The 16,711-nt window shown below is 44.3% G+C and carries 31 protein-coding genes; all 31 read left to right on the top strand.

What is annotated here, in order from left to right; genetic code table 11:
* Window positions 1-6: 6 nt before the first annotated feature.
* The 31 genes from rpsG to rplQ all read left to right on the top strand — a co-directional run bounded on the left by rpsG (window position 7) and on the right by rplQ (window position 16,623).
* Window positions 7-483, top strand: coding sequence for a 30S ribosomal protein S7 (rpsG, locus tag B7P33_RS04065; protein ID WP_097440650.1), 477 nt, complete (start codon window positions 7-9; stop codon window positions 481-483).
* Between the two features lie 8 nt (window positions 484-491).
* Entirely contained in the window at window positions 492-2,618 is a 2,127-nt protein-coding gene (gene fusA, locus B7P33_RS04060) for an elongation factor G (protein ID WP_097440649.1), read from the top strand.
* Between the two features lie 12 nt (window positions 2,619-2,630).
* On the top strand, window positions 2,631-2,936 hold the full coding sequence (gene rpsJ / locus B7P33_RS04055) for a 30S ribosomal protein S10 (RefSeq protein ID WP_013621711.1): 306 nt from the start codon (window positions 2,631-2,633) through the stop codon (window positions 2,934-2,936).
* A gap of 176 nt (window positions 2,937-3,112) precedes the next feature.
* The gene (rplC, locus tag B7P33_RS04050) at window positions 3,113-3,730 is read left to right on the top strand and encodes a 50S ribosomal protein L3 (RefSeq protein ID WP_097440648.1); all 618 of its coding nucleotides are present in this window, start codon (window positions 3,113-3,115) and stop codon (window positions 3,728-3,730) included.
* On the top strand, window positions 3,730-4,359 hold the full coding sequence (rplD, locus tag B7P33_RS04045) for a 50S ribosomal protein L4 (protein WP_097440647.1): 630 nt from the start codon (window positions 3,730-3,732) through the stop codon (window positions 4,357-4,359). The genes rplC and rplD overlap by 1 nt, the downstream gene beginning before the upstream one ends.
* Window positions 4,360-4,366: 7 nt before the next feature.
* Window positions 4,367-4,657, top strand: a complete 291-nt coding sequence (rplW, locus tag B7P33_RS04040; RefSeq protein ID WP_097440646.1) for a 50S ribosomal protein L23 — start codon at window positions 4,367-4,369, stop codon at window positions 4,655-4,657.
* A gap of 8 nt (window positions 4,658-4,665) precedes the next feature.
* Window positions 4,666-5,490, top strand: coding sequence for a 50S ribosomal protein L2 (gene rplB, locus B7P33_RS04035; protein ID WP_097440645.1), 825 nt, complete (start codon window positions 4,666-4,668; stop codon window positions 5,488-5,490).
* Between the two features lie 11 nt (window positions 5,491-5,501).
* Window positions 5,502-5,777, top strand: a complete 276-nt coding sequence (gene rpsS / locus B7P33_RS04030; protein WP_097440644.1) for a 30S ribosomal protein S19 — start codon at window positions 5,502-5,504, stop codon at window positions 5,775-5,777.
* A gap of 8 nt (window positions 5,778-5,785) precedes the next feature.
* Entirely contained in the window at window positions 5,786-6,193 is a 408-nt protein-coding gene (gene rplV, locus B7P33_RS04025; protein WP_097440643.1) for a 50S ribosomal protein L22, read from the top strand.
* Between the two features lie 11 nt (window positions 6,194-6,204).
* The gene (rpsC, locus tag B7P33_RS04020) at window positions 6,205-6,918 is read left to right on the top strand and encodes a 30S ribosomal protein S3 (RefSeq protein WP_097440642.1); all 714 of its coding nucleotides are present in this window, start codon (window positions 6,205-6,207) and stop codon (window positions 6,916-6,918) included.
* 19 nt (window positions 6,919-6,937) lie between these two features.
* Complete coding sequence (gene rplP / locus B7P33_RS04015; protein WP_097440641.1) at window positions 6,938-7,357, top strand: 50S ribosomal protein L16; 420 nt, start codon at window positions 6,938-6,940, stop codon at window positions 7,355-7,357.
* Window positions 7,358-7,376: 19 nt separating this feature from the next.
* Window positions 7,377-7,568, top strand: coding sequence for a 50S ribosomal protein L29 (gene rpmC, locus B7P33_RS04010; protein WP_097440640.1), 192 nt, complete (start codon window positions 7,377-7,379; stop codon window positions 7,566-7,568).
* A 13-nt stretch (window positions 7,569-7,581) separates the two neighbouring features.
* Window positions 7,582-7,839 carry a 30S ribosomal protein S17 gene (rpsQ, locus tag B7P33_RS04005; protein WP_008239535.1) on the top strand — a complete coding sequence of 86 codons (258 nt, stop codon included), beginning with the start codon at window positions 7,582-7,584 and terminating at the stop codon, window positions 7,837-7,839.
* Between the two features lie 2 nt (window positions 7,840-7,841).
* The gene (rplN, locus tag B7P33_RS04000; RefSeq protein ID WP_097440639.1) at window positions 7,842-8,210 is read left to right on the top strand and encodes a 50S ribosomal protein L14; all 369 of its coding nucleotides are present in this window, start codon (window positions 7,842-7,844) and stop codon (window positions 8,208-8,210) included.
* A gap of 12 nt (window positions 8,211-8,222) precedes the next feature.
* The gene (rplX, locus tag B7P33_RS03995) at window positions 8,223-8,534 is read left to right on the top strand and encodes a 50S ribosomal protein L24 (protein ID WP_097440638.1); all 312 of its coding nucleotides are present in this window, start codon (window positions 8,223-8,225) and stop codon (window positions 8,532-8,534) included.
* A 2-nt stretch (window positions 8,535-8,536) separates the two neighbouring features.
* Entirely contained in the window at window positions 8,537-9,088 is a 552-nt protein-coding gene (gene rplE, locus B7P33_RS03990; protein ID WP_097440637.1) for a 50S ribosomal protein L5, read from the top strand.
* A 2-nt stretch (window positions 9,089-9,090) separates the two neighbouring features.
* Complete coding sequence (rpsN, locus tag B7P33_RS03985; RefSeq protein ID WP_097440636.1) at window positions 9,091-9,360, top strand: 30S ribosomal protein S14; 270 nt, start codon at window positions 9,091-9,093, stop codon at window positions 9,358-9,360.
* A 17-nt stretch (window positions 9,361-9,377) separates the two neighbouring features.
* Complete coding sequence (gene rpsH, locus B7P33_RS03980) at window positions 9,378-9,776, top strand: 30S ribosomal protein S8 (RefSeq protein ID WP_097440635.1); 399 nt, start codon at window positions 9,378-9,380, stop codon at window positions 9,774-9,776.
* Window positions 9,777-9,794: 18 nt separating this feature from the next.
* The gene (gene rplF, locus B7P33_RS03975) at window positions 9,795-10,337 is read left to right on the top strand and encodes a 50S ribosomal protein L6 (protein WP_097440634.1); all 543 of its coding nucleotides are present in this window, start codon (window positions 9,795-9,797) and stop codon (window positions 10,335-10,337) included.
* Between the two features lie 12 nt (window positions 10,338-10,349).
* Window positions 10,350-10,697, top strand: a complete 348-nt coding sequence (gene rplR, locus B7P33_RS03970; RefSeq protein WP_097440633.1) for a 50S ribosomal protein L18 — start codon at window positions 10,350-10,352, stop codon at window positions 10,695-10,697.
* A 6-nt stretch (window positions 10,698-10,703) separates the two neighbouring features.
* Complete coding sequence (gene rpsE, locus B7P33_RS03965) at window positions 10,704-11,228, top strand: 30S ribosomal protein S5 (RefSeq protein ID WP_097440632.1); 525 nt, start codon at window positions 10,704-10,706, stop codon at window positions 11,226-11,228.
* 10 nt (window positions 11,229-11,238) lie between these two features.
* Window positions 11,239-11,418: a 50S ribosomal protein L30 gene (rpmD, locus tag B7P33_RS03960; protein WP_097440631.1), complete on the top strand. Its 180-nt coding sequence runs from the start codon at window positions 11,239-11,241 to the stop codon at window positions 11,416-11,418.
* Window positions 11,419-11,431: 13 nt separating this feature from the next.
* On the top strand, window positions 11,432-11,884 hold the full coding sequence (gene rplO / locus B7P33_RS03955) for a 50S ribosomal protein L15 (protein WP_097440630.1): 453 nt from the start codon (window positions 11,432-11,434) through the stop codon (window positions 11,882-11,884).
* A gap of 12 nt (window positions 11,885-11,896) precedes the next feature.
* Window positions 11,897-13,240, top strand: coding sequence for a preprotein translocase subunit SecY (gene secY, locus B7P33_RS03950; protein WP_097440629.1), 1,344 nt, complete (start codon window positions 11,897-11,899; stop codon window positions 13,238-13,240).
* Window positions 13,241-13,242: 2 nt separating this feature from the next.
* The gene (gene infA, locus B7P33_RS03945; RefSeq protein ID WP_013305172.1) at window positions 13,243-13,458 is read left to right on the top strand and encodes a translation initiation factor IF-1; all 216 of its coding nucleotides are present in this window, start codon (window positions 13,243-13,245) and stop codon (window positions 13,456-13,458) included.
* Between the two features lie 8 nt (window positions 13,459-13,466).
* On the top strand, window positions 13,467-13,583 hold the full coding sequence (gene ykgO / locus B7P33_RS03940; RefSeq protein WP_010181906.1) for a type B 50S ribosomal protein L36: 117 nt from the start codon (window positions 13,467-13,469) through the stop codon (window positions 13,581-13,583).
* A gap of 2 nt (window positions 13,584-13,585) precedes the next feature.
* Entirely contained in the window at window positions 13,586-13,960 is a 375-nt protein-coding gene (rpsM, locus tag B7P33_RS03935; RefSeq protein ID WP_097440628.1) for a 30S ribosomal protein S13, read from the top strand.
* 15 nt (window positions 13,961-13,975) lie between these two features.
* A complete protein-coding gene (gene rpsK / locus B7P33_RS03930) occupies window positions 13,976-14,368 on the top strand; it encodes a 30S ribosomal protein S11 (protein WP_097440627.1) in 393 nt (130 codons plus the stop codon).
* A gap of 91 nt (window positions 14,369-14,459) precedes the next feature.
* A complete protein-coding gene (rpsD, locus tag B7P33_RS03925; RefSeq protein ID WP_097440626.1) occupies window positions 14,460-15,065 on the top strand; it encodes a 30S ribosomal protein S4 in 606 nt (201 codons plus the stop codon).
* 19 nt (window positions 15,066-15,084) lie between these two features.
* On the top strand, window positions 15,085-16,077 hold the full coding sequence (locus B7P33_RS03920; protein WP_097440625.1) for a DNA-directed RNA polymerase subunit alpha: 993 nt from the start codon (window positions 15,085-15,087) through the stop codon (window positions 16,075-16,077).
* A gap of 48 nt (window positions 16,078-16,125) precedes the next feature.
* Window positions 16,126-16,623 carry a 50S ribosomal protein L17 gene (rplQ, locus tag B7P33_RS03915; protein ID WP_097440624.1) on the top strand — a complete coding sequence of 166 codons (498 nt, stop codon included), beginning with the start codon at window positions 16,126-16,128 and terminating at the stop codon, window positions 16,621-16,623.
* Window positions 16,624-16,711 lie beyond the last annotated feature (88 nt).

Here is a 16,711-nt window from a genome sequence, read left to right as displayed (position 1 = left end):
AAAGCAATGAGGAAAAGACAGGCAAAGAAAAGGCCATTGTTGCCAGATCCAAGGTTTAACGACCAATTGGTAACCAGATTCGTAAACATGATGATGTGGGACGGAAAGAAATCCGTTGCCTTTAAAGTGTTCTACGATGCGATCGATATCGTTGAAGAAAAAAAGAACGACGAAGAAAAGTCAGCATTAGAGTTATGGAAAGACGCGCTTTCCAATGTAATGCCGCATGTAGAGGTGCGAAGTAGAAGGGTTGGAGGGGCTACCTTCCAGATTCCTATGCAGATTCGTCCCGACCGTAAAATATCTACCGCTATGAAGTGGCTTATCTCTTACGCCCGAAAACGTAATGAGAAATCTATGGCCCAAAAATTAGCTTCAGAGATTCTAGCGGCTGCCAAAGAAGAAGGTGCCGCGGTTAAGAAGCGGGTCGATACCCATAAAATGGCCGAGGCCAATAAAGCATTCTCACACTTTAGATTCTAACATACAAAATGGCAAGAGATTTAAAATACACGAGAAATATTGGGATCGCCGCGCATATCGATGCCGGAAAGACCACTACCACTGAAAGGATTCTTTTCTATACCGGTGTAAGTCACAAAATTGGGGAGGTGCACGATGGTGCCGCTACCATGGACTGGATGGAGCAAGAGCAGGAGCGTGGTATTACCATTACTTCGGCCGCTACTACCTGTACTTGGCAGTTCCCTTCTGAGAATGGTCAGCCTACTGCCGATGCAAAAGGATACCATTTTAATATTATCGATACTCCCGGTCACGTAGATTTTACTGTTGAGGTAAACCGTTCATTACGTGTATTGGACGGGTTGGTTTTCTTGTTCAGTGCCGTAGATGGTGTTGAGCCACAGTCTGAGACCAACTGGCGTTTGGCCGATAACTACAAAGTGCCTCGTATGGGCTTTGTAAACAAAATGGACCGTCAGGGTTCTAACTTCTTGAACGTGTGTAAGCAGGTTAAAGAGATGTTGGGTTCCAATGCCGTGCCAATTGTTTTGCCTATCGGTGATGAGGCCGATTTTAGGGGTATTGTAGATTTGGTAAAGAATCGTGCTATTGTATGGCACGATGAGAATTTCGGTGCTACTTTCGATGTTATCGATATTCCGGCCGAGATGCAAGACGAGGTAAGTGAATACCGCGCCATGCTTATCGAGGCTGTTGCTGAATATGACGAAAACCTAATGGAGAAGTTCTTTGAAGATGAGAACTCTATTACCGAGGATGAGATCCATGCTGCACTTCGTGCTGCCGTTATGGATATGAGTATCATTCCTATGGTATGTGGTTCTTCTTTTAAGAATAAAGGGGTTCAGTTCTTGTTAGATGCCGTTTGTAGGTATTTGCCTTCTCCTTTAGATAAGGATGCTATCATAGGAACTGATCCTAATACTGAAGAAGAGACTTCCCGTAAGCCGGATGTTAAGGAGCCTTTTGCTGCCTTGGCTTTTAAGATCGCTACCGATCCTTTCGTTGGTCGTTTGGCTTTCTTCCGTGCCTACTCAGGTCGATTGGATGCTGGTTCGTATGTGTTGAACGCGCGTTCCGGTAAAAAAGAACGTATCTCACGTATCTATCAGATGCACTCCAATAAGCAAAATGCCTTAGATTATATTGAGGCAGGTGATATTGGTGCTGCGGTTGGGTTTAAGCAGATCAAAACAGGGGATACCCTTTGTGATGAGAAGCATCCGATCGTTTTGGAATCTATGGACTTCCCTGATCCCGTTATCGGTATCGCGGTAGAGCCAAAGACCAAGGCTGATGTAGATAAATTGGGTATTGCCCTTGGTAAGTTGGCCGAAGAGGATCCAACCTTCCAGGTGAAGACCGATGAGGCTTCTGGTCAAACCATTATTTCTGGTATGGGTGAGCTTCACTTGGATATTATCGTGGATCGTTTGAAGCGTGAGTTCAAGGTAGATGTAAACCAGGGTCAGCCTCAGGTAGAGTACAAAGAAGCTATTACGCAAAAAGCCGATCACAGGGAGGTGTACAAGAAGCAGTCAGGTGGTCGTGGTAAATTTGCCGATATCGTATTTACCCTTGAGCCTGCCGATGAAGGTGTTCAAGGCTTGCAGTTTGAGTCTGTGATCAAAGGTGGTAATATTCCTAAAGAATTTGTGCCGTCTGTTGAAAAAGGATTCAAAATGGCTATGGCTAATGGACCTTTGGCCGGTTACGAGGTAGATTCTATGAAGGTTACCTTGAGTGATGGTTCTTATCACGATGTGGATTCGGATCAGTTGTCTTTCGAATTGGCTGCCAAGCTTGGTTTTAAAGCTGCTGCCAAAGCTGCCAAGGCTGTGATCATGGAGCCAATCATGAAGTTGGAAGTGTTGACCCCAGAAGAAAACATGGGTGATATCGTAGGTGATCTTAACCGTCGTCGCGGTCAGGTGAACGATATGGGTGACCGTTCCGGTTCTAAGGTAGTTAAGGCCAATGTGCCGCTATCTGAGATGTTCGGATACGTTACTTCGTTGCGTACCCTTTCTTCCGGTAGAGCTACCTCTACCATGGAATTCTCACATTATGCCGAGACGCCTTCGAATATTTCCGAAGAGGTGATCAAAGCTGCTAAAGGTGTCGAAGCTTAAAATTGTAGAAAAATGAGTCAGAAAATCAGAATAAAACTTAAGTCTTACGATCATAACTTGGTGGATAAGTCTGCTGAGAAAATCGTAAAGACCGTTAAGACCACAGGTGCTGTTATTACTGGGCCTATCCCGTTACCAACACACAAGAAGATCTTTACGGTTTTGCGTTCACCGCACGTAAACAAGAAGTCTAGGGAGCAGTTCCAATTGAGCTCGTACAAGCGTCTTTTGGATATCTATAGCTCTTCTTCCAAGACCATCGATGCCTTGATGAAATTGGAGTTGCCTTCTGGTGTAGAGGTAGAGATCAAAGTTTAAGTTTCGTAATTAAACTTTTGGTTGTATATTTGCAGCCGATTTCGGCCTAATTAGGTCGATTTAACATGTCCCGAGCCGTGTGCAAGGGAAAAACGGAAAGAACAAAAACGGGGTCAAATCTGCTTTTGGCCCCTTTTTTATAAACCGAAAGAATTTTTTAAAACTATTATATAATTATGTCTGGGTTAATTGGAAGAAAAATCGGCATGACCAGCATTTTTGACGAGAACGGGAAAAATATCCCTTGTACCGTCATTGAGGCAGGTCCATGTGTCGTTACCCAAGTCAGAACCGAAGAGGTTGACGGGTATAGTGCCCTTCAGTTAGGTTTCGATGACAAGGCAGAAAAGCGCACCAGTAAGGCCGAAGCAGGTCACTACAAAAAAGCTGGGACCGCGCCTAAGAAGCAAGTCGTTGAATTCCGTGATTTTGGAGGCGAGTATAAATTAGGTGATACCATTGGGGTAGATCTTTTCATGGAAGGCGAGTTCGTCGACGTGCAAGGTGTATCTAAGGGTAAAGGTTTCCAGGGTGTGGTTAAGCGCCATGGTTTCGGTGGTGTAGGTCAGGCTACCCACGGTCAGCATAACAGGTTAAGGGCTCCCGGTTCCATTGGTGCGGCATCTTATCCTGCACGTGTGTTCAAAGGAATGAAAATGGCCGGAAGAATGGGTGGTGAGCAAGTTACCGTTCAAAACCTAAGGGTGTATAAAGTGGTTCCTGAAAAGAACCTTATCGTTGTTAAAGGAGCTATTCCTGGTCACAAGAATGCTTACGTAACCATTTTGAAGTAATGAAAGTAGCTGTTTTAGATATTCAGGGAAAAGAGACTGGAAGGACTGTTGAGCTTTCAGATGGTGTGTTCGGTATAGAGCCTAGCAACCATGCTATCTATTTGGACGTGAAACAGTACTTGGCCCATCAGCGTCAAGGAACCCACAAGTCTAAAGAAAGAGCTGAGATCGTAGGTAGTACCCGTAAGATCAAAAAGCAAAAAGGAACCGGTACCGCAAGGGCTGGTAGTATCAAGTCTCCTGTTTTCCGTGGAGGTGGTCGTATTTTCGGTCCAACCCCTAGGGATTACAATCAGAAATTGAACAAGAGCCAAAAGCGTTTGGCCCGTAAATCGGCTTTAAGCCAAAAAGGGAAAGATAACGCTATCGTGGTTGTTGAAGATTTTTCATTCGAAACCCCAAAAACCAAGGCTTACGCCGATGTGCTTAAATCTTTAGGTTTGGCAGATAAGAAGTCTCTGGTTGTATTGGGTGGCTTGAATAAAAATGTGTATTTGTCGTCACGTAATTATAGAGGTTCAGAAGTGGTTACCAATTCTGAATTGAGTACCTATAAGATCGTTAACGCCAACACTATCGTACTTACTGAAGCTGCGGTAGAAGGAATTGAGTCGAACTTAAACAAGTAACAGTACCATGGGTGTGTTGATTAAACCGATTATAACAGAAAAAATGACCGCTGAGAGCGAGTTGTACAACCGTTATGGTTTTGTGGTTGATATGGGTGCCAATAAAATCCAGATCAAAGAAGCTGTAGAAGCCGCGTATGGTGTTGCTGTTAAGAAAGTGCGTACTATGAACTATGGTCCCAAGCGTAAGACCCGTTATACCAAAACCGGGGTACAGCATGGTAAGACCAGTGCTTATAAAAAAGCCATAGTAGACGTCGTAGAGGGAGATATTATTGATTTGTACAGTAATTTATAAGATTAGGGATGTCAGTTAGGAAATTAAAACCCATCACCCCCGGTCAGCGTTTTAGGGTAGTAAACGGATTTGACGCGATTACTACCGATAAGCCGGAGAAAAGCTTGCTTGCTCCGTTAAAAAAGTCCGGAGGTAGAAACAGTCAAGGAAAAATGACCATGCGCTATAAAGGTGGTGGTCATAAGAGAAGGTATCGTGTAATCGATTTCAAACGTGACAAGCAAGGTGTTGCTGGTACTGTTGAGTCGATTCAGTACGATCCGAACCGTTCGGCCTTTATCGCTTTGGTAAAGTATACCGATAACGAAAAGAGATACATTATTGCCCAAAACGGTTTGACCGTAGGTCAAGAAGTAATGTCCGGTGACAATGTGGCCCCAGAGATTGGGAACGCTATGCCATTGGCCAATATTCCGTTGGGTACCGTAATCTCTTGTATAGAGCTGCGTCCCGGTCAAGGAGCCGTTATGGCTCGTAGTGCCGGTACTTTTGCCCAATTGATGGCGAAAGATGGAAAGTTCGTGACTATTAAGTTGCCTTCTGGTGAAACCCGTTTGGTTTTGGCCAACTGTGTGGCTACCATTGGTGCCGTGTCTAACTCAGATCACCAGTTGTTGGTGTCTGGTAAGGCTGGTAGAAGTCGTTGGTTGGGCCGTAGGCCAAGAACCCGTCCTGTGGTTATGAACCCTGTAGATCACCCAATGGGTGGTGGTGAAGGAAGAGCTTCCGGAGGTCACCCAAGATCTAGAAAAGGTATTCCTGCCAAAGGTTATAGGACTCGTTCCAAGACCAAGGATAGTAATAGGTATATCATAGAACGTAGAAAGAAATAAAACGTAGTTAAATGGCACGTTCGTTAAAAAAAGGACCGTACGTTCACTTCAGCTTGGAGAAGAAGGTACAACAGAATATAGAATCCAATAAGAAGACGGTTATCAAGACCTGGTCTCGCGCCTCTATGATCACTCCAGATTTCGTAGGTCAGACCATAGCCGTACACAATGGGCGCCAGTTCGTACCGGTATATGTTACCGAGAACATGGTGGGTCATAAATTGGGAGAGTTCTCACCGACCCGTTCTTTTAGGGGTCATGCTGGGGCTAAAAACAAAAAAAGGTAAGTTAAGCTATGGGAGTTCGCAAAAAACAAATGGCCGATAGATTAAAGGCCGAGAGAAAGACCAAAGCCTTCGCTAAGTTGAACAATTGTCCTACTTCGCCTCGTAAGATGCGTTTGGTGGCCGATTTGGTTCGTGGCGTAGAGGTAGAGAAAGCCTTGGCAATCTTACGTTTTAGTCAAAAGGAGGCCGCTCGTAGGTTGGAGAAATTGTTATTGTCTGCCATCGCAAACTGGCAAGCCAAGAACGAAGATGCCGATATCGAAGAGGCTGAATTGGTAGTAAGTGAGATTCGCGTAGATGGTGGTACCATGTTAAAGCGTTTGCGTCCGGCTCCTCAAGGAAGGGCCCACAGGATCCGTAAGCGTTCCAATCATGTTACCATGGTAGTCGCTGCAAAAACTAAAGTACAAAGCTAGATCATAACAGTATGGGACAGAAGACAAACCCTATAGGAAATAGGTTAGGAATCATCAGAGGATGGGAATCCAACTGGTATGGTGGAAACGACTACGGCGATAAATTGGCCGAAGACGACAAGATCAGAAAGTACGTTCACGCCCGTTTGGCCAAGGCCAGTGTTTCGCGTGTGATCATTGAGCGTACCTTAAAATTGATCACCATTACCATTACTACGGCCCGTCCGGGTATTATTATCGGTAAAGGTGGCCAGGAGGTTGATAAACTTAAGGAAGAGCTTAAGAAGATCACCAACAAAGAGGTGCAGATCAATATTTACGAAATCAAGCGTCCTGAATTGGATGCCAATTTGGTAGCTGCCAGTGTAGCCCGCCAGATTGAAGGAAGGATTTCGTACCGTAGGGCTATTAAAATGGCCATCGCTGCGGCAATGAGAATGAATGCCGAAGGAATCAAAATCCAAATCAGTGGCCGTTTGAACGGGGCTGAAATGGCACGTTCCGAAGCATATAAAGACGGAAGGATCCCGTTATCGACCTTTAGGGCCGATATCGACTATGCCCTACATGAGGCCCACACTACTTACGGTAGGTTGGGAATCAAGGTTTGGATCATGAAAGGTGAAGTTTACGGTAAGCGCGAGCTTTCTCCATTGGTAGGTATGTCCAAAGGGCAGTCTAAAGGAGGTAAGAACGACGACAGAAAAGGACGCCGTAGGAAGTAATTAGTAAAGAGAAAAGAAAATGTTACAACCGAAAAGAACCAAATTCCGTAAGGCACAGAAGGGGAGAATGAAAGGAAACTCCGGAAGGGGTCACCAACTCTCCAACGGTATGTTTGGTATAAAGTCATTGGATAGCCACTTTATCACTTCCCGCCAGATCGAGGCCGCGCGTATCGCCGCGACCCGTTACATGAAAAGGGAAGGGCAGATGTGGATCAAGATCTTCCCGGACAAGCCTATTACCAAGAAGCCTCTTGAGGTACGTATGGGTAAAGGTAAGGGTGCCCCTGAATATTGGGTAGCCGCCGTTAAACCAGGAAGGATCATGTTCGAGATCTCCGGTGTACCTTATGATGTGGCCAAAGAAGCCTTAAGGCTAGCCGCGCAGAAATTGCCGGTTAAGACCAAGTTTATAGTAGCAAGGGATTATTCAGCTTAATTAAGAGATAGCAAGAACAATGAAACAATCAGAAGTAAAAGATTTGTCCGTTGAGGAGCTCAAAGACAAATTAGCTGAATATAAGAAGCAACATTCGGATTTGAAAATGGCACATACCGTGACCCCGCTCGAAAATCCGATGCAGATCGTAAAAATCAAAAAGACCGTTGCCCGTTTGGCCACGGAACTAACTAAAAGGGAATTACAATAATCGGTTCTGCTTTATGGAAAAAAGAAACTTACGCAAAGAGAGAATAGGTGTAGTTACCAGTAACAAAATGGAGAAATCCATTGTTGTTTCCGAAGTGAAGCGTGTAAAGCACCCTATGTACGGAAAGTTCGTGTTAAAGACCAAGAAATATGTGGCGCACGACGAAAAGAACGATTGCAACATTGGCGATACGGTAAAGATCATGGAGACCCGTCCGTTGAGTAAGACCAAGTGTTGGAGGTTAGTAGAAATCATTGAAAGAGCTAAATAATTATGTTACAGCAGGAATCTAGACTAAAAGTTGCCGATAACACTGGGGCCAAGGAGGTTTTGACCATCCGTGTCCTAGGGGGTACCAAGAGAAGATATGCCTCTGTAGGCGACAAGATCGTAGTAACCGTAAAAGACGCTACCCCTAACGGTACCGTTAAAAAGGGATCTGTTTCCACTGCCGTGGTAGTACGTACCAAGAAAGAGGTAAGAAGACCCGATGGTTCATACATCCGTTTCGATGATAACGCTTGTGTGTTGTTGAACCCAACTGGCGAGATGAGGGGAACCCGTGTATTCGGACCCGTTGCCCGTGAGCTTAGGGACAAACAGTTTATGAAAATCGTTTCATTGGCCCCTGAGGTGCTTTAATATATTGAAGAGATGGTAAAGTTGAAAATCAAGACCGGAGATACTGTAAGGATCATCGCAGGCGACCACAAAGGAACCGAAGGTAAAGTCCTTAAGGTAGATAAGGAGAAGAACAAAGCTATCGTAGAAGGTGCCAATATGGTGTCTAAACACGAGAAGCCGAGTGCCAGCAATCCACAAGGTGGTATTGTAAAGAAAGAGGCCCCGATCCATATCTCTAACCTTTCTTTATTGACCGGTAAAGGTGAGACTACCCGTGTTGGGTACGAGATCCAAGACGGGAAGAAAGTAAGGGTAGCCAAAAAATCTAAAGAAGTTATTTAATTATGGGTTACGTTCCAAGATTAAAACAAGAGTATAAGGAGCGCGTAATGAAAGCGCTTCAAGATGAGTTCGGGTATAAGAACGTCATGCAGGTACCTAAATTAGAGAAGATCGTGGTAAGTAAAGGTGTAGGTGCTGCCGTGGCCGACAAGAAATTGATCGACCATGCCGTAGAAGAGCTTACTACCATTACAGGTCAAAAGGCCATTGCCAGATTGTCTAAAAAAGACGTGGCTTCCTTTAAATTACGTAAAGGTATGCCTATCGGTGCCATGGTAACCCTAAGGGGAGAGCGTATGTACGAATTCCTAGATCGTTTGATCACTTCGGCCCTACCAAGGGTGCGTGATTTCCAAGGTATCAAAGCCACTGGTTTCGATGGTCGCGGAAACTACAATCTAGGGGTAACCGAACAGATCATTTTCCCAGAGATCAATATCGATAAGATCAATCGTATCAGCGGTATGGATATTACTTTCGTAACCTCTGCCGGTACCGATAAGGAAGCAAAATCATTATTAACTGAAATGGGACTTCCCTTTAAAAAGAACTAAGGATGGCTAAAGAATCTATGAAGGCCCGTGAGGTTAAAAGGGCTAAAACAGTGGCCAAGTATGCCGCCAAAAGAAAAGCTTTGAAAGAAGCTGGTGACTACGAAGCTTTACAGAAATTGCCTAAAAACGCTTCGCCAGTACGTATGCACAACCGTTGCAAACTTACCGGAAGGCCAAAAGGTTATATGAGAACCTTCGGTATCTCTAGGGTTATGTTCCGTGAGATGGCCAATAAAGGTTTGATTCCTGGTGTTAAAAAGGCAAGTTGGTAATTTAAGGGATAAGAGAGATGGTAACAGATGTTATAGCAGATTATTTGACAAGAATCCGAAATGCCAGCCGTGCTGGACATAAGGTAGTAGAGATTCCGGCTTCTAACGTGAAGAAGGAAATGACCAAAATTTTGTTCGATCAAGGATACATCCTTAGCTACAAATTCATGGACGAAGATGTACAAGGTAAGATCAAGATCGCCCTTAAGTATAACCCAGCCACCAAAGAGCCCGTTATCAAAAAGATACAGCGTGTGAGTAAGCCAGGTTTGAGGAAATATGCCTCTTCTGGTGAAATGCCACGTGTATTGAACGGTTTGGGTATCGCTATCGTTAGTACCTCGCACGGGGTAATGACCGATAAGCAAGCCCGCAAAGAGAACGTAGGCGGTGAGGTGTTGTGTTACGTTTATTAATATAAAGAAAACGAAGAAATGTCTAGAATAGGTAACAATCCAATTAGCGTACCGGATGGGGTAACGGTTTCCGTTGCCGACAATACGGTTACCGTAAAAGGTAAATTGGGAGAGCTAACCCAGGAGTTCGCTGGGGTAGATATTAAGGTTGAAGACGGGCAAGTTGCCGTATCTCGTCCTTCCGACTCAAAAGAGCATAAGGCCAAGCACGGTCTTTATCGCGCTTTGTTGAACAATATGATTACTGGTGTATCACAAGGATTTACCAAGGAATTGGAGTTGGTAGGTGTAGGTTACCGTGCCAGCAACCAAGGTCAGAAACTGGATCTAGCCCTTGGGTTCTCGCACAACATCGTAATGGACATAGCGCCAGAGGTGAAGATCGAGACCGTATCCGAAAAAGGTAAGAATCCTTTGGTAAAGCTTACTTCGCACGACAAGCAATTGGTTGGGCAGGTAGCCGCTAAGATCCGTGGGTTCCGTAAGCCTGAGCCTTACAAAGGAAAAGGTATCAAGTTCGTTGGAGAGGAAATTAGAAGAAAAGCCGGTAAATCCGCATAATAAGATAGTATTATGGCATTATCCAGAAGTGAAAGAAGAAATCGTATCAGAAGGAGGATTAGAAAGGTCTCTTTCGGTACCAGTGCACGTCCTAGGTTGTCTGTATTCAGAAGTAACAAGGAGATCTATGCGCAGATTATAGATGATAATGAAGGTAAGACCTTGGCTGCTGCTTCGTCTCGCGATATAGAGGCTAAAGGAACCAAGAGTGAGATTGCTGCCCAAGTAGGTAAGGCCGTAGCCGAAAAGGCTAAGGCTGCCGGTATCGAGGCTGTTGCTTTCGATAGGGGTGGGTATCTATACCACGGAAGAATCAAATCATTAGCTGAAGGCGCTAGGGAGGCCGGACTTAAATTCTAAAAGATTATGTACCAGAATTATAAAAATGTTGAGACGGTCAAGCCTGGAGGCTTGGAACTTAAAGATCGTTTGGTCGGTGTACAAAGGGTAACCAAGGTAACCAAAGGTGGTCGTGCCTTCGGATTCTCTGCTATTGTTGTAGTAGGGGACGAGAACGGTGTTGTAGGTCACGGTTTGGGTAAATCTAAAGAAGTTGCCACTGCCATCGCCAAGGCTGTTGAAGATGCCAAGAAAAACTTGGTAAGGATTCCATTGAACAAAGGTACTTTGCCACACGAGCAAAAAGGTAAGTTTGGTGGTGCCCGCGTATACATCCAGCCTGCTTCACACGGTACCGGGGTTATCGCCGGTGGTGCCGTTAGGGCGGTATTGGAGGCTGTAGGGGTACACGATGTACTTTCTAAGTCTCAAGGGTCATCCAACCCACACAATGTGGTAAAAGCTACTTTCGATGCCCTTTTGCAATTAAGGGATGCTAAGAGTGTAGCTGTAGAAAGAGGTGTTTCCTTGGATAAAGTATTTAACGGATAAACAACAGACGATGGCTAAGATTAAAGTTACTCAAGTTAAAAGCGCCATTAAGCGTACGGAGCGTCAAAAACGTACTTTGGAGGCTTTGGGCTTAAAAAGGATTGGTCAGGTAGTAGAGCATGAAGATACTGCCAATATCCTTGGAATGATAGATAAAGTTAAACACTTGGTTTCCACTGAGGAAGCTTAAACACTATAGTGTAATGGAATTAAATAATCTAAAACCCGCCGAAGGATCCGTTAAGAATAGCGGAAAAGTTGTTGGTAGGGGGCAAGGCTCTGGAAAAGGTGGTACGGCTACCCGTGGTCACAAAGGTGCCAAATCGCGTTCTGGTTACTCTAAGAAACTTGGTTTCGAGGGAGGTCAAATGCCTTTACAGCGTCGTGTACCCAAGTTTGGTTTTAAGAATATCAACCGTAAAGAATATACCGGGATCAACCTAGGTAAATTACAAGAGTTGGTAGATAGCGGAAAAATCAAAGATTCCGTAACTTTGGAAACTTTGATCGCCAACCGTTTGGCCGGGAAGAACGACTTGGTCAAAATTTTGGGCGATGGAGAGCTTAAAGCCAGCTTAGAAATAACCGTACATAAATTTACCGCTTCTGCCAAAGCTGCCATTGAGGCTGCCGGAGGTAAGGCGATATTTTTATAAGCCAAACAAACTATGAAGAAATTTTTAGATACGTTAGCCAATATTTGGAAGATAGAAGAGCTCAAGGGTAGAATTTTGGTTACCCTTGGCCTATTGTTGGTATACCGCTTCGGTACGCAAATCGTGCTACCTGGTATAGATACGGCCCAATTGGCCCAACTCGCCGACAATACCGGTAACGGTATCTTAGGGATTTTGAATGCATTTACCGGAGGGGCTTTTGCCAACGCTTCGGTTTTTGCTTTGGGAATCATGCCTTATATCTCTGCTTCCATTGTGGTGCAACTTATGGGAATTGCTATTCCGTATTTGCAGAAGTTGCAAAAGGAAGGCGAGAGTGGGCGTAAGACCATTAATCAAATAACCCGTTGGTTGACCATTGCTATCTGTATCGTACAGGCGCCAGCCTATCTTTATGGTTTGGGAGCACTTGGGGTGCCGGATTCCGCTTTTGTATTGGGGAAAGGACTTGATTTTATCATTCCATCCGTAATCATTTTGGTAACCGGAACCATTTTTGCCATGTGGTTGGGTGAGAAAATCACCGACAAGGGTATCGGTAACGGTATCTCTTTGTTGATTATGGTAGGTATTATCGCTACCATGCCACAATCTTTTGTTCAAGAATGGATCTCACGTACCGCCAACAATACCGGTGGTGTCATGTTCATGTTGATCGAAGTAATCGTTTGGTTCTTGGTAATCTTGGCGAGTGTGTTGTTGGTAATGGCTACACGTCAGATTCCGGTGCAATATGCCCGTAGGACCGCTACCGGGGATTACGAAAAGAGCATCATGGGAACCCGTCAGTACATTCCGTTAAAGTTAAATGCCTCTGGGGTAATGCCAATTATCTTTGCCCAGGCTATTATGTTTGCCCCAGGTTTATTGGGACGAACCTTTAACGATACCGCCGTAGGGCAGTGGATGGAAGTTCAGTTTCAAGATATTTTCGGTTTGGCCTACAACATCTTGTTCGCCTTGTTGATCATCATCTTTACCTACTTCTATACGGCCATTACGGTACCTACCAGCAAGATGTCAGACGACTTAAAACGTAGTGGTGGTTTTATTCCGGGTATTCGTCCAGGAAAGGAAACGGCTGATTACTTGGATAAGATCATGTCTTTGATTACCTTGCCGGGCTCAATTTTCCTAGCCCTGTTGGCCGTGTTGCCCGCAGTGGTAGTAAAACTGATGGATGTGCAGCCAAACTGGGCTATTTTCTATGGGGGAACCTCCCTTTTGATTATGGTTGGTGTGGCGATAGATACGGTACAGCAGGTAAACAGTTACTTGTTGAATAGACATTACGACGGACTTATGAAGACCGGTAAAAACAGAAAAGTAGCATAATTATGGCTAAGCAAGCTGCAATAGAACAAGATGGGAGCATCATAGAGGCCCTTTCCAACGCCATGTTCAGGGTAGAGTTGGAGAACGGTCACGTGGTAACCGCCCATATTTCTGGTAAAATGCGTATGCACTACATTAAGTTATTACCTGGTGATAAGGTAAAGCTGGAAATGAGTCCGTACGATCTTACCAAAGCTAGAATCACATACAGATATTAAGGTTTAAGATGAAAGTAAGAGCATCATTAAAGAAAAGAAGTGCCGATTGCAAGATAGTACGACGCAAAGGCCGATTGTACGTAATCAATAAAAAGAATCCTAGATTTAAACAAAGACAAGGGTAATTATGGCAAGAATTGCAGGTGTTGATATACCAAAACAAAAAAGAGGCGTTATTGCCCTTACCTATATTTTTGGTATCGGAAAGAGCAGGGCCCAAGAGATTTTGGCAACTGCCCAAGTAAATGAAGATACTAAAGTGTCTGATTGGAACGACGATGAGATCGGTCGTATCCGTGATGCGGTATCCAGTTATACCATCGAAGGTGAATTGCGTTCAGAGAACCAATTGAACATTAAGCGTTTGATGGATATCGGTTGTTACCGTGGCATCCGTCACCGTTCTGGACTTCCGTTAAGGGGTCAGCGTACCAAGAACAACTCTAGGACCCGTAAAGGAAAGCGTAAAACAGTTGCCAACAAGAAGAAGGCTACTAAATAATAACTAAGGAGGATTATGGCGAAGTCAAATACAAAGACGACCAAAAAACGCAAAGTTGTTGTGGAGTCAGTGGGTGAGGCCCACGTAACCGCTTCCTTTAACAACATCATCATTTCCCTTACCAATAAAAAGGGAGATGTAATCTCTTGGTCATCTGCCGGTAAGCAAGGATTTAGGGGTTCTAAAAAGAACACCCCCTATGCTGCCCAGGTAGCTGCCGAAGATTGTGCCAAAGTAGCCCACGAGGCCGGTTTGCGCAAAGTAAAGGTGTATGTTAAAGGACCAGGTAACGGGCGCGAGTCTGCTATCCGTACCATTCACAACTCTGGTATCGAGGTAACCGAGATCATCGATGTTACCCCACTACCGCACAATGGTTGTCGCCCACCTAAGCGCAGAAGGGTATAATTACGTTTAAAATTATTTTCAATCTGGGATATTGTAAGATTATCGAAGGACAAGCCTTAATTCATAATCGATATCCCTTAAGTTTTATAAAATGGCAAGATACAGAGGACCAAAAACGAAGATAGCCCGTAAGTTCGGAGAGGCTATTTTCGGGGATGACAAATCTTTCGAGAAAAGAAATTATCCTCCAGGGCAGCACGGTAACAACCGTCGTCGTGGTAAAAAATCCGAATACGCTATCCAGTTAATGGAGAAGCAAAAGGCCAAGTATACCTACGGTATCCTTGAGCGTCAATTCCGCAATCTTTTCGACAAGGCCAACCGTAGCAAAGGTGTTACCGGTGAGGTGTTGTTACAACTTTGTGAGTCCCGTTTGGATAACGTTGTTTTCCGTATGGGCATATCCCCAACACGTAGGGGAGCCAGGCAATTGGTAGGTCACCGTCACATTACGGTGAACGGTGAGTTGGTAAACATTCCATCTTACAGCCTTAAGGCCGGCGATGTAGTAGGAGTTAGGGAAAAATCCAAATCACTTCAGGTAATCGACGATTCATTGGCTAACAATAGCAATGTTTACGAATGGTTGACCTGGAATAGTGAGAAAAAGGAAGGTACTTTCGTTGCCGTTCCCGAAAGGCTACAGATTCCTGAGAATATCAAGGAGCAGTTGATCGTCGAGCTTTACTCTAAATAATAACAATACAGATTCCATTATGGCATTATTAAATTTTCAGAAACCCGATAAAGTTATAATGATCGATTCTACCGATTTCGAGGGGAAATTCGAATTTCGTCCTTTGGAACCCGGATACGGATTGACCGTTGGTAACGCATTAAGAAGAGTCTTGCTTTCATCTTTGGAAGGTTTTGCCATAACTTCTGTCAGGATCGATAAGGTAGAGCATGAGTTCTCCGTAATACCTGGGGTAGTGGAAGATGTAACCGAGATGATCCTAAACTTGAAGCAAGTGCGCTTTAAGCAGCAGATCGAGGATGTGGATACCGAGACCGTTTCCATTTCCATCTCTGGAAAAGAACAGCTTACTGCTGGCGATTTCCAAAAATTCATCTCTAGCTATCAGGTATTGAACCCTGACATGGTTATCTGTAATATGGATCCAAAGGTGGCCATAAATATGGAGTTGGTTATCGAAAAAGGCCGTGGTTATGTTTCCGCTGAGGAAAACAAAAAATCAGGAGCCCCGATCGGTACCATCGCTATCGATTCCATCTTTACGCCTATTAAGAACGTTAAGTACAGCATTGAGAACTTTAGGGTAGAACAAAAGACCGATTACGAAAAATTGGTTTTTGAGATCCAATCCGACGGTTCCATCCATCCGAAAGAAGCTTTGACCGAAGCGGCCAAAGTTTTGATCCACCACTTTATGTTGTTCTCCGATGAGCGCATCACCCTAGAGGCCGATGAGATCGCCCAGACCGAGACCTACGATGAAGAGTCGTTGCACATGAGGCAATTGCTTAAGACCAAGTTGGTAGATATGGATCTTTCGGTACGTGCCCTTAACTGTTTAAAGGCTGCCGAGGTAGAGACCCTTGGAGATTTGGTTTCTTTCAATAAAAACGATTTGATGAAGTTCAGGAACTTCGGTAAGAAGTCGTTGACCGAGTTGGAAGAGCTAGTGATCAACAAAGGTTTGAACTTTGGTATGGATCTATCTAAATATAAATTGGACAAGGACTAATTGAGCATGTCCTTCACATCATTCCATAATAATTACTAGGAAAGAAAAATGAGACACGGTAAAAAAGTAAACCATTTAGGAAGAAAAACGGCCCACAGAAAAGCAATGTTGGCCAATATGGCATGCTCCCTGATCGAACACAAAAGGATCAATACTACTGTAGCCAAGGCCAAAGCCTTAAAGCAGTTTGTAGAGCCTTTGATCACACGATCTAAAGCCGCCAATAACGAAACTACCGAAAAAGGTAGTCACAACCGACGCATCGCCTTCAAATACTTGCGTAACAAGTATGCCGTAACCGAATTGTTCGGTGAGGTAGCCGATAAGGTAGGAGATCGCCCAGGAGGGTATACCCGAATCATTAAATTGGGTAACCGATTGGGAGATAACGCCGATATGGCCTTGATCGAATTGGTAGATTTCAATGAAACCTACAATGCCGATAAGCCTGCCAAGAAGACGACCCGTAGGGGAAGAAGAAAGAAATCTAACGCTGAGGCCCCAGTGGCTGCAGCGCCTGTTCAAAACGATGATTCAGAAGAATAAGATGTTTTGATAAGATGTAAATAAAAAGGATAGGCTTTTAAGTCTATCCTTTTTTTTATATACTAATTTTGTAAACGAAAGGGAATCG

The sequence above is a fragment of the Sediminicola luteus genome, from assembly GCF_002514735.1.
Classification (GTDB): domain Bacteria; phylum Bacteroidota; class Bacteroidia; order Flavobacteriales; family Flavobacteriaceae; genus HQA918.
Note: the sequence above shows the minus strand (reverse complement) of the source record. Positions and strands in the feature narration are given on the sequence as shown.